Below are 16,415 nucleotides of genomic sequence, written 5' to 3' on the forward strand. Positions count from 1 at the left end.
ACACCGTGGGCACGGCGTGGTGGGATACCACGCATGGCCGAATCGCATGCCCCGGTCGTGGAGATGCTGTGGGAGGCGCACGATCCCAGGGAGACGCTGGGCGGAAGGTTCGGCTTCAGCGACGGTGACTCGGCCGGTCGATGGATAGCCGACACGCTCGACGAGCACTGGGGTGTTCGAGTCGATTCCTGCGAGCGGATCGTGATGAGCGGCGGCAACGCGCTCGCCTGGATCGGCACGCCGGCCGGCCGGATGCTCGCGAAATGGTCGGTGGTGCCCGACCGTTTTCCACGGCTGGCGGCGATCGCGCGCCTCACGAGCTGGCTGGACGGCCAGGGTCTGCCGGTCTCGGCGCCCGTCGCGGCGCGGGACGGCAGCCTTCAGGTCGAGGCCTGTCACGTCTCGATGGGTCTGCAGCGGGTGATCGCGGGCGAGCTCCTCGACACTGCCGACCCCGCCCAGGTGTGGGCGGCCGGCGCGCTCCTGGCTCGGCTGCAGGAGGCGCTGGCAGCCTGCCCGCATCCCGACCCGGACCCCGCCTCCACCTACTCCGCTCCCGCCGAGCCGCTGGCGGCTCGGGTCATCGGCTGGCTCGACACGCACACCGAGCAGGTGCCAACGACAGTCAGCGATGCCCTGCGTGGTCTGGTCGCCGCCGCCCCCGCCGACCCGCTGCCACGGCAGCTCCTGCACTCCGACTATCGGGCGGCCAACATTCTGTGCGTCGGAACCGAGATCGTCGCGGTTCTGGACTTCGAGGAGGCCCAGCAGGACCACCCGGTCGTCGAGTTGGCCCGGTCGGCGGTGCTGCTCGGCACCCGCTACCACGACTGGGGGCCGGTGCCGGTCACCGTGCACGCGCAGTTCCGCGCCGGCTACGAGTCCGTTCGCCGGCTCAGCGCGGTGGAGGCGGCCTGGTGGGACATCGTGGTGCTCTGGCAGACCCTGACCTTCGTGCCGCCCGGCACCGACCCGACCGGCTGGGAAGCGTCGGCGCTGAGCCAGCTGCACGAAGGTTGAGAACGAGGTGCGCCACTGCCGCGTCGGAGCAGAGGCGGCAGCCGATGTACGCGGCGCGTAGCTAGCCCGAAGACTCTCGCACCCGCCCTCGGGGCATCCGTCCGCCTACTTGTCGCTGACGTACGTCCCGCGCTGCGGCACGGTCATCACCAACCCGCGCTCTCTCAACAGGCGCACCGCCGACCGGACGGTCCCGCGAGCCACGCCGTACTCCTGTTGGAGCGTGGACTCACTCGGGATGGGCCGCCGGGGAGGCAGCTCTCCGTCCTCGATCCGTTTGGCGATCACGTCTGCGAGCTGAACGTAGATCGGTGTGGGAGAGAGCGGATCGATCATGAGCGAAACCTAGGGGACGTATATAAACGTCCGGACATCCGGTACGTCCATAGACGTACACAGACGTTTAGCACTACGGTCGGTTGCAGAGAGGCGACCGACCGTGGGAGGCCAGGTGCGAAGAGTCCGGTTTGACGATTACGTGCTGTCAGTGGCGATGACCCTCGCGCGCCGGCACCGGCCGGTCTGGTCGTGGATTCGGTGGCGGAACGTCTGTCGCTGCGGTGCCGAGCTCCCCTGCCGCTCCCGTCACCGCATCCCGATCAACCGGGGGCACTGGCCGGGCGAGAGCCGATGACGCGGCACGGGCCGGTCCTGCCCCTCTGGCTGTGCGAGACGTGCGACAGGCCGTGGCCCTGCGCCATGCGCCGCGAGGAGCTGTTGGATGAGTACGCCGACTCGTCGTTCACCCTGGCCGTCCACCTGGGCACGCTTCTGGTGTCGGCCGAGCGGGACATGAGCTGGGCTCCGCCGGACACGCTCCGCCTCCGCTTCCTCGGCTGGCTGCCGTGAATGCGCTCAACCCCGGCGACCTGCTGCTGATCGGGCCGGCGTGCTCGCCGCAGTTCAGCGGGGACCGGGCGCTGCGGCTCCGGCTCGTGTCCGTCGAGGAGATCGACCCGTACAGCGGCTGGATGTGGTTGACGGGCTACGTCCTGGACTCAAGGGGCGACGCCACCGCCAAGCGGGAGCTGTACGTCCAGCGCGCCGGCATCGTGGTCGAGAAGAGGGCTCCCTCCCGCCCCAACGCTCGTGGGCCGGAAGCCGTACGCCGAGCCGCGCCCCAGACCCGCCCGCGCACGGGTCGGCTAGCACCACGAGAGTGCGATCCCCGATCGTCCATCGTTGACTGCCCGCGTCGGCCCTGACCGTCGCTCAGCTAGTGCCTGCGCTCGTCATCACCTGCTAGTCACCCGCCCGCACAGCGGGGAAGGCCTTGCTGCACATGGCCTCGACATCGCGTAGCCCCTCGTCCTCCTCGTAGATGCAGGCCGCGCAGATAGAGAGGTCGCGACCGTCCGGCCTCGGGTGCACCCGCGGCGCGTGCCCGCACTCGGGACAGCGTTCACCATCGTGACTGGTCATGCTGGAATCGTCGCAGGTGGGCACGCTCAGCTTGGAAATCCCCGCCGCCATGCTGGACCAAGGCGTCTCGCTGGAAGTGGTTGGGCAGCCATAAAATCGGCTGGTGGCGTCAGTGATCCAGGCTGTAGGCGTCGTCGGTGTTGCCGGGAGTGGGACCCAAGGTGAGGTTGAGCATTTCCAGGCCGGTGACAGGCTGAAAACCGATGTCGGTGTAGAGCGTCAGAGCTGGGACGTTGTCGGTCTCGGTCTGGAGTGACACACGATGCGCGCCAGCGTTGCCCGCGTTGTGGATGACGTGCTGCAGGAGAGCGTTGGCGATACCGGTACGGCGATAGTCCGGCGTCACGTAGAGGTCGCGGATCGACCATGCGGTGCCCAACATGAGCGAGGCCGGCATGATCGTGACCGTGATGAAACCGCAGACCTCCTCAGCACGGATGGCGGCCGCTGCGGTGAGCCTGTGCTGGGTGACCTGCTCGTGCAGCCAGGATCGGGTGTTTTCAGGGGTTGACGGCTGACCGTAGTGCGCCCGGTAGTCGTCGAACAGTGCAGCGACCTGATCGAACGCCGGATGGGTGGAGGCTATTGGCTCGACTGTCGTCACACCGCGAGTGTGGCCGACGGTCGAGCCAGGGGCTGCCCTCGGGTCAGCCACGGCGCGGAACTGCTTGAGTTTGTTGATACAGCGTTCGGCGATGTTGCGCTGCTACTACCGCTCGGGGTCGAACGTCGGTGAACGGCCTCCCTTCGCGCCCTTCTTGCCCCGGTTGGCGGCCTGGTCGGCGTTGATCGGACGGTCGCGCCGATCCTGCGGCGGCGCAGATGACCGCGGATCACCTTGGACGAGTACGCCTCGTCTGCCAGCACATGACCGGGCCGGGCCCGCGGCCGTCGGACCCGCCGCCGAATCACGAGGCGGATCCGCAGACAAACGGCCGCCCACGCAACGCTCGGCTGGGAAACCCCGGGCCTCTCCTTGCGGTCAATGCTGTGCCGCGAACATGTCTTCGATCGCCTTGATGACGAGGTCGGGGCGATCTGTCGGGATCTCATGGGAGGTGCCCTTGGCGGTGACGAGCTTGCGGTTGGGGGCTTCCTTGACGAACGAGGCGGCGGCGTCGCGCCAGCGCTGGGCGTCCTCGGGAGAACCGGCAAAGGGGGTCTTCTCCGACACCATCACCGTGGCCGGCACGGAGGCTGGCCACTTCACCTTGTGGAAGGTCTGGTGAGCGGCGGCGAAGCCTTCCGCGGTGGAGATGAGCTGGCGGTTCGCAGGCTTCTCGGGATCCTTCTTCGCCACGTCGACGTCCGGCTGGCCCGCGGCCACGAGGCGGGGGATTTGCTCGTCGGTGAAGAACTGGGGGAGGTTGGCGTCGACGAGGACCGCGCCGGAGAGCATCTCCGGGTTGTCCTGGGCAAGGTTGTTCGCGATCTCGCCGGCCTGGGAGTGGGACACCAGGGTTACGTCCTTGGTGACGCCGAGCTGCTTGAGACCTGCCTTGAGGTCGCTGACTGCGCTCTCGACCTTCCACGCGCCGGGCACCACGTCGCTCTCGCCGAGGCCGGCCCGGTCGTAGGTGATGACGGTGGCGCCGGTGGCCGCGTGAATCTTGGGGGCGATGTTCGTCCACTGCGAGGAGTACTCGCCGCCGCCGGAGTCCAGAACGATGGTGGAACCGCTGCCCTGCGTGACGTAGAAGGCCAGGCGATGTCCTCCGTTGTTGACCATGTGCAGCTTCGCTGCGGCCGCCCGGCTGGTCGACGGTGAGGCGGACGATGTGGGGGGTTTCGAGGTCGAGGAGGTGGCGGAGGAACCGTCGTCGCCACACGCCGTGACGCCACCGGCAGCCAGGGTCAGCACGGCGAGAGACGACAGAAGGCGATACGTGGACCGGTGCTTGCGAGGGGTGCGGGACATGAAGATCCTTCGACGGAAGAGGTCGCTGCTGTAACTGTGCAAGCATTCGGGATCCTGATCGCCTACGCGATCAGGCTGCCGTGTCTGTTGGTAATGAAGCTGACGCCAGTGAGCACCGTGGGGTTAGCCCCCGGGCGCGGCTGATCGAAGCCGCCGCCGACACCGCCCGCCGCCGTTTCGGCGCCGCCGTCATGCCCGCCACCGGCGCCACCCGCGCGCCCCGTGGACCGGAACCTGATGAAAGGCGCTCCTGCGGCCGGGCGCCCAGTGCCGGTAGGGCACGGATCTCTCGACGGTGGCGGGTCGGGACCACGCGGACGCGAATGATTAGCCCGGCGGCGCCGGCCTGCCCTGTTTCGAACGCAATTTCTGTACAACTTCTCAGAAATTTCCGAAGGGCATGAATGTGCTTCCCATCGATACCCGCATATCACGGCCAGGCCCAATCGCCGGCAAATCTCACGATTTGCAGCCCCGCCCTACATGGCCCTGGATCGAGGCTCGACACACCGAGCAGGCCCTGTCAGACACCGAGTAGGAATTCCTCGGAAGTTCATCCGATCGGAGTATCTCTCTGCACACATAACACCGACGGCCGAAGTCGATCGTTTACCGGTTCGTGACTTCTCGGGGGATTGGTGAAAGATGATGGTCAAGTCGGTATTGTCGAGCAAACGGGCGCAGTTGACGTTTCTGCCGCTGGCGGGTCTCGCGGCACTGTTGGCCCTGACGTTGATGGTGGCCCAGCCTGGCGCGGCCGAGCCGAGGGCAGTGATCGACCCGGTTGCACCCACTCAGGGCTTCCTGGTGATGACGCAGGGAAATGCCAGGCTGCTGGGCAGCGAGAACGAGGGCACCGTCGCCATCGGCGGCAACCTGAGCTTCAGCAACTATCAGGTGGCGACAAACACCGCCGGCTCGTTCATCGTCCAAGGTGACACCAACCCGACCGCTCTTGTCGTGGGCGGCCAAGTTGACTTCGCCGGCAGCGTGCCCGGCACCCGCCTCCAGGTGCTGCAGAACGGATACGTGAAGGTCGGCGACCTGACCGGAGCCTTCGTCCGGAACGTGGACAACAACGGGGCGCTGGTGAACACTCGCGTGTTGCCGGCCAACGACTACGACGCGAGTCCACGTGTCGAGTTGGTCACCCGGCAACCCGTCGCCAGCGTCGGACCGACTTCGCCGATCGACTTCGCCGCCGCGTTCGCCAGCTTCCGGCAGACCGCCGGAAGCCTCGCCACCTGCCTGCAGAACGTGGTGCTCCGGACGCCGGAGGGAGCAGTGCTGCCACGACCGATCCCACCGGGCAGCAACGCTGTGATCACGTTGACCCCAGGGGTGACCAATACGCTCAATCTGAGCGCGACCGACCTGGCCAACATCGGGACCTTCACCTTCGCCACCCAGCCCACCGCCGACACGCCGCTGCTCGTCAACGTGGACACCACGGGCGTGGCCGACGATTTCGTCTGGCAGGCCCCGAACTTCGCCGGGATCGGTGGCCCCCAGGCGCGCTACATCTTCTTCAACTTCCCCACCGCCACGTCGGTCACGCTGACGGACGCCAGCGCAACCATCGAGGGCACGATCTACGCCCCTAACGCCGACCTGAACGCCCTCACCAACAGCAACATCGAGGGCAGCGTGATCAGTCGATCACTGGTCCACGACGGCGGAGAGATCCACGACTTCCCGTTCTCGACCACCCTCAACTGCCAGCAGCCCACCCCGAGCCCGACCGTGACGCCGACTGGCAGTCCCACCACTACCCCGACTCAGACACCAACGCCGAGCCCGACGGTGAGCCCGACTGTGAGCCCGACGGTGAGCCCGACGGTGAGCCCGACGGCGCCTACCCCCAGCCCGACGCAGCCGACACCGACCTTCCCGCCGCAACCAACGCCGACGCAGCCCCCGCTGCCGGTGACCGGTTCAGCAAGCCTGCCCCTGGCTGGCACTGGCGCAGTCCTGACGGGAGTGGGGTTGACCCTGCTGCTACTCGCCACCAAACGGCGTCGCGCCCGACGCTGATTCGGATGAGCTGAAGTCACCCCGAGGCGGGATAACCGCCTCGGGGTGACTCCCTGCTCGCCTGCACTCGCGAGGTTCCCTCTGCCACCCACGCCGCCGTCGGCCGCGCACGTCAGGCCGGACAGGGCGCACGGGGCGCTCACGGATGCATAGACAGAAATCGAGGCCCTGGCTAGCTCTCCGCTGGCCAGGGCCTCGATTTGGTGCCCCCGGCAGGATTCGAACCTGCGACACACGGTTTAGGAAACCGATGCTCTATCCCCTGAGCTACGGGGGCGCGAGTGGTCAGTGTAACGACCTGCGCGTCGACCCGCGTTGGCAGGGAGTGACCGACGTTGACCTGCATTGACCTGGCGGGGTGCCCCGACCGACGACCACACGGCGACCACACCGGGCCGGTCGATGACCATGATCATTAACCCCGGCTGGCCTGGAGTGGCACGGATTGACCCGGGGTGACCCCCGCTGGAGACCACACGGCGACCACATCAGCAAGATCAGTAAGGAACAGCAGTGACGCCCTGACTTCGCACCGTACACGCCCCATCACCGAGCAGGCACTCTCCCTGCTCAAGGACCTTACTCACACCCGCGCCGAGGACTCTCACCACGACGCTGCTGTCGGGGCAGGCGGACACTAGCTCCCACGCCAGGGTCGACGAACCTGCCGCCCCGCGAGATGAGTAGTGATCAAGATGGTGACGTGATGGACGCCAACACGCGCCGCCGCAAAGCCCTGCGCTTCCCAGTGGGCCGAAGAATTGAGGCAGTGGCAAGCCGTCCTGGCACGCCTCCCCCGCCTGCGGCCGGTACCCGCTCGGCACCCGGTGAACCTACTTGAGATCAGCAATGAGGTCCTCCATGACATGCTCCTCTTCCACCCGCGTGGCCTGCTGGATCATCGCGTCGACGAGGCCGGGCGCCCAGGGGTACTCATAGAAGGGAAAGTCCGGTCTGTTCAGCGCTGAGCGTCTTGTGGCACGGGTTGCAGCTGCGAGGTAGCTGTCGCGATCCATGCGCCATGGGTGCGCCCCCATCTGCATCATTTGATCGGCGATCGCCAGCCCTTCCCAATCGAAGTCGCCGTGGTAGGCGATGTCAGCACCGTGGTTGAGTAGGTGTTGCAGTAGCAAGGTCGCGGCATGGCTTGGCCAGCCCTCGACGCAGATTAATGGCGGACAGTCGCGCCCAAGAGCATTAGTCGCCTCGGCAACGACCGCGACGTTCTCGCACACCCAGACGCGCGTCTCAGGAGGCAGCAGTGGCGCAGGCTGTTCGCTGACAAAGTTGTCGACCTGGCGCAGAGTGATCACGGCAGGTTCGCCGCACCGGGCATGAGCGCGGAGCACGGTTTCGAAAGATGTAGTGCCAGTCGCCTTGAAGCCGGCGAGGAGGACTCTGCTTGACAGGTCGTCCGGGCGAAGACCCGCAAGCCTCCACAGTGTTCGTGAGTACGCGGATGCGATCGGATCTTGGCCGTACTGAAGGCTTAGGGCCCGTAGTACAAGATTGGCCAGTGGGCCTTTGTCGAGGGCGTGCGCCGACCCGAGGATGTTGGCGGCGAGGCGGGTGACGCTAATGCCATCGGCGGGTAGGCCGTCGAGCACGGTGAGGGCGTCTGCTAGCAGCGGTTGCCGTTTGCTGATCTCGGCGGGGAGCGCGCCGAGTGATATTTCGGCGGCCACCCATCGCTGTAGTTCCGGGCTTGCGGTGACGCGCGGGTGTTGTGCCGCAGAGGCCCACAGCTCATCGGCGGCATTTCGTAGCTGTTTTTTACGTGCGGCCCGGTCGTCGAGCGGTCCGTCGAGGGCTTCCAGTAGCGGTTTGGTGGGTAGTCCCCAATCGGTGCGTTCGAGCAGAGCTCGGTCGAGCTGAGTGAGCTTTACCGGCATCCGGGCTGGAAGCGGCGGAGTCCTTTGCAGCAGCCACTGCAGGGACTTGGCGGCGTCGGGATCTAGCGCGGACGTGTCGATGGAGACGGTGGCGGCGGCGGGACGGCGTTCGAGTTCGGCGCGTACGTCCACGCGGAGCCAGGCCCAGCGTTTGATCGGGAACGCTTCGAGCAGTTGCGCCTGGGTGGGCGGCTGGATCATGCGCCTCTTTCCAGGTCGTTATCGAGCAAGTGAAGGACGTCGGTGCCCGTCCAGACGCTGCGGGCGGCCAGGACGCCAGGGACGCCGGTGGACTTGATCAGGTGATAGATGGCGATCCCGTCGAGCTCGGCGTACATACCGGTTTCGGCTTCGCTCGTGGCGACGAGGTCCATGTCCAGGGAGGTGACCAGGTCGAACAGTTCGCCCCGCATGTCTTCGTCCACGCCGGCGAATACCTCATCGAGCAAAATGAGTCGGGGGCAGCCGGGCTTATCGGTGTCGACGGTATCGCGGACGGTGGCGGCGACGGTATGGGTGGCAGCCGCAGCGAACAACGGTAGGTGTAGAGCAACGGACTTTTCGCCACCGGACAGTTTGTCGAACGCGGCGTTGTCAAGCTCGGCGAACTCGTTGACGCCCTTGGCGAACTGGAGTTGGAACTGGTACCAGCGCCGGTAGTCCAGCATTTCCTGCAGCAGATCTTCCCAGGTCTGGCCAGTCTTGGTGGCCCGAATATTGGCGATGCGGGAAGCGAAAAACTGCCGTAGCCGTTCCTTGGCCGAGGGAGCGGCGTCGAAGTCGGCGGCGAGTAGATCCAAGACCCGGTTGTCAACGTCCGCGTCGGTGGCCGGGGCCCAATCGAGGTTGAACCGGTAGCCGGCGGACGTTCGGTGCTCCTGCATGACTTTGCTCATCGCGATGACCTGTTTGCGGGCAGCGTCGATGTGGCCGGTGATCTCCCGACGGATGCTGTCGGTGAGGAACTGCTCGAGTAGTTTGGCTTCCTCGGTGTTCAAAACGGTCTGCAGGCTGATCACTTCGTTGTTGAGGTCGGCGATGGTGGACGGCAAGGTCGCGGTAGAGCTGTCGCGGGCTGCTTCGACGACCAAAATGTCGGCGGCGTAGCGCTCGATCAGTGTCAGTCTTCCTCCCAGGCTGGTCTCGGCCTGGTGGCGCAACTGGAACACGGCGCTGACCAGGTCGTCGTTGTGGTGTGGCCCGTAGCGGTTTACCGCATCACCACCAGCGAGTTCCTGAATTTGCTGGGACGCAGCCGTCGCCGTCTCTGTCTCGCCATCGTCGTCAGGTCCGGTGGTGAGCCGCCAGTCGGCTGCCCGGGGCAGGTCTGCGCGGACGGCAACCCACAGCTTCGCCGCGAGCTCGGGCAGTGCCCCACTGATGTCGGTGTACGCGTTGGCGTCGGTAGTGGCCCGGTTCTGCGCGGCGCCTTGCTGTGCAGCCAGCGCCACGAGCGTCTGCTGGTTTTGCGCTATCGCCTCCTGCGCCTCGCTGATCTGCGTCTGCGCTTCGGCCATCTCGGCCATCAGGGATGTGTAGCCAATGCCGATGCGGTCGGCCAAAGTCGTGTAATGCTCTCGCGCCTCAGCGGCCCGCCCTCGATCGCTCGTTGCCTGCGAGGATTCCCGAGATGCCAACGCCGCCGACGAGGCGGAACGGTGGGCCGTGTCGCGGGAAATCTCTGCCGCTGTCCGATAGTCGGCGATTGTGCGCAACCAGTCCTCAGCGGTGTCAGTCCATGAGTTGACCCTCGGCGGGAGATCGCCCAATCGGGTAGACCACTCGGTGAGATCCGACTGGGTCAAGGCAGCGTTGAGAATGGATTGCTTCTCGGCACTGGCCGTAAGGGCAGCCTGATGCTTTGTGCCACGACGAGTGAACTGGTCGCGGGCCGTCACCTGGGCATGCTCGGCCTGGGACGCCGCCTGCTCATGGCGGTTAAGGCTTTCGGTGTCGGGAAACGCGTCGTACTGCTCCTGGGCGGTGGTGGCCGCAGCGTCAAGTGCGCTCAAAGCCTCCTGGCTGACCCGCCTGATGTCACTTAGGGCAGCGGCCGACGCCTGTACATAGTGATCTAGCAGCGCCAGGTCGGCGGGAGTCGGGAGGTCTCCGAGTGGGTCGGGAAGGCGGAGTTCGGAAACCGGTGCGGCTGCGACGACCGCAGCTAAGTCCTCGCTGCGGCTCAGGTGTAGTCGGACTATGGCCGCGTGTAAATCACGTTGCAGGAGTGAAGCCTGCTCAAGCGCTTTTTGAGCGGCATCGTCGGCGTCGTGGGCGCGCTGTGCCGCGTACTCGACCTTCCCGGTGCCCGGCAAGCCGGCAGCTTCCTCGCCGGCCTGCTCTTTCGCGGCGTTGAGGGCTGTGGCTTCGCCAGTCAGGCGCTGCTCGTCTTCGGCGTACGCGGCCAGCCGCCGGTCCAGTTCCGCGATCCGCCGATCGAACTCGGCCAGACGAGCCTGTCGGTCGCGCTCTCGGCTCGCTGCCCCAACGAGCCGGGTAGCGTCCTGACGGTAGGCGCCATTCAGAGGCCCTGCTCGCCAGCTGCCGTCCCAGCCAACCGCCAGGTGCGCTCTCGTGTCCTTGGCTTCTTCGGCTAGACCGATGCTGGCCAGAACGTTCGAGATCGCGGCGACTGGCACCCCGGCAACACGTGCAGCGTCGGCGTCGGCGCGCAGCGCTGCCGCCAACGGTTGGCCGACGGCCTCGGTTGTGGCATTGAGCTGCGTGTCGGCCAGCGGCACGCCGTCCGCGGTAAGCAGCAGACCATCGGGGTTCAGCCACGCGTCGGCCACGCCGCTGCCGATGAGTGCGGCTTCGAGTCCCGCCTTCCTAGCCGGGTCCAGGTCATCGTGGACGAAATCGATCAACAGGTAGAACGGGGCGCCAGCGCGAACCTGGCGACTGTCGAGGCGGGTCGCGGGTGCCGTCGGGGTCACCATGGCTTCAGCCGCAAGGTGCTCACGCTGGTCGGCGAGCCGCTGCCATTCGGCCTGGCACTGATGATGCTGCAGGTGGTGTGCGCGCTGACGTTCCTGCAGCTCCTGTTCAACGGCGGCGATGTGGTTGCGGTGAGAGGCGGCGGCGGTGGTGATCCAGTCACGCCACGGCTGTGGCGCATAAATGTCTCGCGCTGGCAGTGCTAGCCCGTGGACGGGGAGGTGGGTCAGCGTGAGCACCCAGTCGTTCAGCTCCTGAAGCCATTCGTCTCGTGCCGAGCCAAGGTCCTGGTGCGTGGCGTCCCTGTCCGCGCTAGCTTGCCGAGCGCGTTCGACCTGTACGCGGAAGCCGTGGTGCAGTTGACCGGCGACCTGCTGGGGTTGATCAGCCATCCCGGTGAACCGTTGCACCAGGGTGGTGATCTGCCGGCTGCGGGAGCGATAGGCGGCATTGCGCCACTGAGTCAACGCACCGTTCATGCGGGCCGACTCCACATCGCGCCAAGGAACGCCCGCCGCCACGAGCTGATCACTCAGGGCCATCCATGCACGGGCCGCAGCGATGAATTCGTCACGTGCTGTGCGCAATTGCGTTCGGGCCGTTGCGACCTGCTCATCGGCGGACACCAGGTCGATGCGCGACTGCTCCACCTCCTTCGCCAGGGCCTCTGCCGCTTTCGCGGCATCGGTGGCCTGCCCGGCGATTCGATTGAGTCCTTGCAAGCGGGCGTGCACGTCGGCGACGGCTTGGCGGAGCTGGCTGCGCATCTCGGCCACGGGCCGCTCGCTGCCCGGCATGTCGGGGTCGCCGAGGCTGCCCTGGAGCGCGTCATAAATGTCGCGCAGCCAGGTGAACAGCTGCGCGCCCTGCTCGACTGCTACTTGCCGGCGCTGCACATCAACGCCGGCAGCGTCTGTCTTGGCCTGCGCCTGGGCAGCAGACTCTGCATCGAGTTCGGCTTGGCTGGCAGCATCTTCGGCCCGCACCCGCGCCGACTCGGCGACCCCCTCCAAGGTCTCGGCTTTGTCGAGCAGGGGTTGTAGCTGAGGCCCCTCGGTGTAGAACTCGCTGTCGCGTAACCCGGCGAGGTGGCCGTTGAGCTTGTTTAGACCGCCAGTCAACGTCGCGGCCTTCTGTTGACATTCGTCAATTTTAGTGGTCAGGCGGTCGCGCTCGCGAGCAGAATCCTGGGCCTTCTTGCTGGCGCGGGCCAGAGCCTGCTGGCAGGCGGTAATGGCGTGGGCGCGCTGCCACAGGCACGCGCGGGCATACCGTTGATAGGCCACGTCGAGTTCGCGTAGACCGGCGATCATTGCCCGGATGTTCTTGATGTCATCCTGGTGGCGGTCGAGCCGCTCGTAGCCTTTGGCGATGGCCGAGACCAGCCCGCGGTCCAGGCTGGGCAGCGAGTCGCGCAGGATCTCGGCGAGGGCCTTTTGCGATAGTTTGTCTGACAGCTTCGGCCGGCGCAATTGCCGCAGGGCTTTGAGCAGAGACCGGTAGCTCTCATCGGGCAGGCCGAATAGCACTCTGTTGCACTCGGCGCGGTGGTTCTTTGGCGTGCGAACGTCGCCGGGCATGCCCTGGGCAGCGAGTTGCTCCAACTCGGCAAGGAATGCGTCCCGGCTGGGCGTCTCCCCGCCGGGTGTGCCGACGGTCAAGTCAATGCCGATGCGGGCGGCGGTCGTGAAGTACCACGGGGTGACCGTCTCCCGTGTACGCACAGCCTCCAGGCCGGCCCCGACGGTGAAGTACTCCGGCTGCCCGAGGGGTCCGACGCGGCCGAACTCGACCCAGACGTAACCGCGGGCACCAGTGTGCCGGTTGGTCGAGTCGTGGCCCAGTAGCCACGTATACATCGATCGGCTGCGGTGGCCGAACGTACTTAACTGGCTGGGATCGAGGTCAGCAGTCAGGACGAACGGCAGCAGCACCTCCAGGGCCATCGACTTGCCGTTGCCGTTGTTGCCGCGCAATAGCAACCGTCCGCGGTAGAACGAGAACACCTGCGAGTCGTAGTGGAACAGGCCAGTGATACCGGCTCGTTGCGGCTGCCACCGCCCGCGGGTGGGCGCGGGAACGCCGCTGAGGATGCCGTCTGGCAGGGTGAGAGTCACATCAGCTCCTGGGAGAATAGGTCGTCTTGAGCGTGCCCCGCAGCGGCTGCGCTCGGCTGTCGCGGCACGGTCGAAACGGACTCGGGGTCAACGCTGGTCGTCCATCGCCATGCCGCGGGCATGATCTTCCATCCGCCGGATTCCGGGCGGATTAGGTCAAAGCTGGATAGAAGTGTGGTGACGGAAGCGACGCGGTGGGGATCCTTGCGGAGCGACTTGGCCCACCACGGGTATTCGTCTAGCAGCTCGCCCACCGCGCTAGCCAGATGTGCTGCCGAGACCCAGTCCACGCTTGGGTCGCGAGCGATGACCTCCAGCACTAGCAGGGCCGCATTGGCGACGTTCGAGCCATCACGCAGGGTGCGGGGGGCACTGGATCGCCTGTTGACCACCATCCACGCGTCGGCCCGGATTTCCAGGAACATGCCTGCCTCGGCGAGCCATCGCTGAAGTTCGGCCGCGCCATCGCGCATGGCTGCGACCTCGTCGGTGCTCAGGTCGCTCGGATAGCAGACCGGGCGATCTAACAGCCGACGCATCAACCGTTGCTTGGCCGCAGCCGTGGCCAGCCGCGAAGGCCCGTCGGCGTCCTGGCGGAGGTGGCGTTCCTCGGTAATCATCTGTTGCCAACTGGCGCACCGTGCGGGCGGCATCGGCGCGACCAGCAGTTGGGCCAGCCGTTGCTCATCGATCTCGTACAACACATTGCCACCGCGGTCGGCGCCGTAGTCGCGTCCGCTGCGGTCCAGTTCGGCGACTATCCCGAGTTGCGCCAACACCAGCAGCACGTCCACCATCGCCTGCCGATCTTTATGGTCCAGATCGTTGTATGGCGCCACGCCCGCCCGCACACCCAGGTCCGCCACGGCGACCGCGATGTCATGCAGGCTCATCCGCGATCGCCCGTGCTCACCCAAGGCGGCGGCAACCAAACAGAGCAGCACATACTTGCGCTTCGTGAATACCTTGCCGCCCTGTCGCAGGCTCCGCAGGGGGAACGACGCGTCTACCTCGCCGGTCACCTTTCGGAGCCGTGCCAGGCCCCGCCGATAATCCACGATCAGAATCCAGCCACAAGCGCGAGCGAACCACTCCTTGAGCCATCGCTCGCTTGTGGCAATCGTTGCGAACGACGGCGCTCGTCGGTCCAGCAGTGGGCGTGCCACCAGTTCCTGTATGGCCCTGGCGCGGCGTGCCGCGAGGTCCTGCTCCTCAATGCTCGTCATGACTTTTCCCGTCCTGGTGCGGCGGAGCTGACCTGCACCTCGTAGTCGGGAAGAACCCAGTCACCCACAATCGCGCATACGACGGTGGCCCGCGCCGGCCGCGGCGCCCGAACCCGCACCCTCAACCGGCCGTCAACGCTGGCCGCCTGCTGCCATCGCTGACTGTCGGGACGCGCCTTTTGCGCCCTGAAGATGAGTTTGGCCAGTAGCTTCAGCGTCGCCCGATCCAGAATCGTGTTCAACTCAGACAGGTGTCGCTGCCCCAGCGCCACGAGCGTCTCGGCGGCGGCGGCCACCGCGGCGATCTCTTCCCGAGCCTGCCCCGCCAGTACCTGCCGCGTCGCGGAATGATCTGGCAGGCGCGGTGCCTGCTTGACCGTGTCGCTGACCTCAATGGCCTGCAGCTTCAGGCTGACCTCGATACGCGGTGCCTGCCGCACCAACAGTCCGTCTGGGGTGAGGTCGGAGTCGCTATGCAGGTCGCCGAAGTGTCGCGACGAGGTTAGCCCGAACGCCGCCTTCCAGATCGCATGCACCTCATCACCGGCAGCACGGTCGAACATGCTCGCAAGTGCTAAAAGGTCGCTGGTGCGTGCCGACGGTTGACTGCCAGCTTCCCGGATCCGCTCGACCGTGTGCGTAATGCCCAAGACCGCCTGACGAGCCTTGGCCGACAAGACCTCGATGCCGGTCGAGGCGCCACGGTCGGCGGTGAACCAATCTGATACCCCATCAAGGCTCGCCTTCGCCGCAGCGATCCACCCGTCGAACGCCTCCCGCCCGTCAACAGCCTTGTGCCCAGAAGCGCGCGCAGCCCGCGCCAGCGCCAGGTGACGCACCGGATCTGGCACTTGGCGCAACCGCAAGGTGCGCTTACGGATGTCCGGGGTCAACTCGTCGAGTTCCGCCAGGAACCCGGCCAAGTAGGCGATTGTGTCGTCCTTGAACCGGCGAAACGCCTCGACGTCGATGCTGCGTGTGGCCAGCATGCGGTTGACCTGCTGCATAAAAAGCGCCGCGTTCGACGTCATCGCCTTGAAGTTGCTGCGAAGATCCTCAACCCGTGTGAAGACGACCTCTCCGTCCGGGTCTGGGTCCTCCAACTGCTCCAGCAGGTCGTCGAGCAACGACATGATCTGGCGGAGCAACACCGCCTGCAGGCCTCCCACACGCTGCAGGCTGTCCCTCACGCTGCTCATCGCGTCATGGACGACTTCACCCTCGGGCGTCAGGTCGTAAATGTGCAACCGGCGGTCATAGCGTTCCAGCGTCATGGCAGTGTCGTCGTAGTCGTAGTCGCGCGTGAGATTGCCGTGCTCGAACAAGTAGGTCAGCCGGTCTTCAAGGTCAGATTCCGAAAGCGGATAGGTCCAGCCGTTCTTCCGGAGTGCCGCCAGCACCTCATCCACTCTTAATCGCGACTGGTAAGCCGCTGCGGCCTGCAGGAAAACATCCAGGATCGCCCAGTAAAGAATGTGATAGGGCGCCTCCGATACGTAGGCGGCCAGATCTGCCAGCGCGGTACGACGTCCCGCTCGTTGACGGCTAGCTGGCGCTGTTGCGGCACCGGAACCGCTCGGAGGGGATGCGGTATCAACGACCGACGAAACGACCGAATCATGCATTTGGCTCATCCGCGCTCATCTCGACGCCGCTTGTAGGGGGCAGGCTCCCGTGGGAGCGGTGCGGGTAGAAGGATGCACTCTACCTATGACAGAATTGCCGTGGTCGAACAATTGTTCTATGAACGCGATTAATGTTCGAGTTCCGTCATTGCTTGCTGGCCGGTGTCCCAGAGCGGCGTCCTTAGCTACCGTTCGGCAGGTCGGCTGGCGGCATCTGGGTTGAG

11 protein-coding genes and 1 tRNA gene are annotated in these 16,415 nt (G+C 66.0%); 4 read left to right on the forward strand and 8 right to left on the reverse strand.

All coding sequences use genetic code 11. The features are described from left to right. The first annotated feature begins 33 nt into the window (after positions 1 to 33). Positions 34 to 1,020 (forward strand): phosphotransferase, encoded by a 987-nt coding sequence (locus ACGFIE_RS00180; protein WP_393289452.1) that lies wholly within the window; start codon positions 34 to 36, stop codon positions 1,018 to 1,020. A gap of 105 nt (positions 1,021 to 1,125) precedes the next feature. Here ACGFIE_RS00180 and ACGFIE_RS00185 read toward each other — a convergent pair whose 3' ends face one another. Next, complete coding sequence (locus ACGFIE_RS00185; protein ID WP_393289454.1) at positions 1,126 to 1,356, reverse strand: GntR family transcriptional regulator; 231 nt, start codon at positions 1,354 to 1,356, stop codon at positions 1,126 to 1,128. A gap of 294 nt (positions 1,357 to 1,650) precedes the next feature. Here ACGFIE_RS00185 and ACGFIE_RS00190 point away from each other — a divergent pair, with 294 nt between their 5' ends. Both ACGFIE_RS00190 and ACGFIE_RS00195 read left to right on the forward strand, forming a co-directional pair. Next, complete coding sequence (locus ACGFIE_RS00190; RefSeq protein ID WP_393289456.1) at positions 1,651 to 1,869, forward strand: hypothetical protein; 219 nt, start codon at positions 1,651 to 1,653, stop codon at positions 1,867 to 1,869. After that, on the forward strand, positions 1,866 to 2,225 hold the full coding sequence (locus ACGFIE_RS00195) for a hypothetical protein (protein WP_393289458.1): 360 nt from the start codon (positions 1,866 to 1,868) through the stop codon (positions 2,223 to 2,225). The genes ACGFIE_RS00190 and ACGFIE_RS00195 overlap by 4 nt, the downstream gene beginning before the upstream one ends. Positions 2,226 to 2,551: 326 nt before the next feature. Here ACGFIE_RS00195 and ACGFIE_RS00200 read toward each other — a convergent pair whose 3' ends face one another. Then, positions 2,552 to 3,046, reverse strand: coding sequence for a GNAT family N-acetyltransferase (locus ACGFIE_RS00200; RefSeq protein ID WP_393289460.1), 495 nt, complete (start codon positions 3,044 to 3,046; stop codon positions 2,552 to 2,554). A gap of 378 nt (positions 3,047 to 3,424) precedes the next feature. Continuing rightward, positions 3,425 to 4,360, reverse strand: coding sequence for an alpha/beta fold hydrolase (locus ACGFIE_RS00205; protein ID WP_393289461.1), 936 nt, complete (start codon positions 4,358 to 4,360; stop codon positions 3,425 to 3,427). Between the two features lie 645 nt (positions 4,361 to 5,005). On the opposite strand from ACGFIE_RS00205, the gene ACGFIE_RS00210 reads away from it, so the two are divergent. Next, positions 5,006 to 6,394: a collagen-binding domain-containing protein gene (locus ACGFIE_RS00210; protein WP_393289463.1), complete on the forward strand. Its 1,389-nt coding sequence runs from the start codon at positions 5,006 to 5,008 to the stop codon at positions 6,392 to 6,394. 201 nt (positions 6,395 to 6,595) lie between these two features. Here ACGFIE_RS00210 and ACGFIE_RS00215 read toward each other — a convergent pair. From ACGFIE_RS00215 to ACGFIE_RS00235, 5 genes are all read right to left on the reverse strand, one after another. After that, positions 6,596 to 6,671: transfer RNA gene (locus ACGFIE_RS00215), tRNA-Arg, on the reverse strand. 556 nt (positions 6,672 to 7,227) lie between these two features. Then, the gene (locus ACGFIE_RS00220) at positions 7,228 to 8,487 is read right to left on the reverse strand and encodes a TIGR02679 family protein (RefSeq protein WP_354948543.1); all 1,260 of its coding nucleotides are present in this window, start codon (positions 8,485 to 8,487) and stop codon (positions 7,228 to 7,230) included. Beyond that, positions 8,484 to 13,340, reverse strand: a complete 4,857-nt coding sequence (locus ACGFIE_RS00225; protein WP_393289465.1) for an SbcC/MukB-like Walker B domain-containing protein — start codon at positions 13,338 to 13,340, stop codon at positions 8,484 to 8,486. The genes ACGFIE_RS00220 and ACGFIE_RS00225 overlap by 4 nt, the downstream gene beginning before the upstream one ends. Further along, the gene (locus ACGFIE_RS00230) at positions 13,337 to 14,566 is read right to left on the reverse strand and encodes a TIGR02678 family protein (protein WP_393289467.1); all 1,230 of its coding nucleotides are present in this window, start codon (positions 14,564 to 14,566) and stop codon (positions 13,337 to 13,339) included. Before ACGFIE_RS00230 ends, ACGFIE_RS00225 begins: the two co-directional genes overlap by 4 nt. Further along, a complete protein-coding gene (locus ACGFIE_RS00235) occupies positions 14,563 to 16,200 on the reverse strand; it encodes a TIGR02677 family protein (RefSeq protein WP_393289469.1) in 1,638 nt (545 codons plus the stop codon). The genes ACGFIE_RS00230 and ACGFIE_RS00235 overlap by 4 nt, the downstream gene beginning before the upstream one ends. Positions 16,201 to 16,415 lie beyond the last annotated feature (215 nt).

The organism is Micromonospora sp. NPDC049275, assembly GCF_043197115.1.
In the GTDB taxonomy this organism is placed as follows: domain Bacteria; phylum Actinomycetota; class Actinomycetes; order Mycobacteriales; family Micromonosporaceae; genus Micromonospora.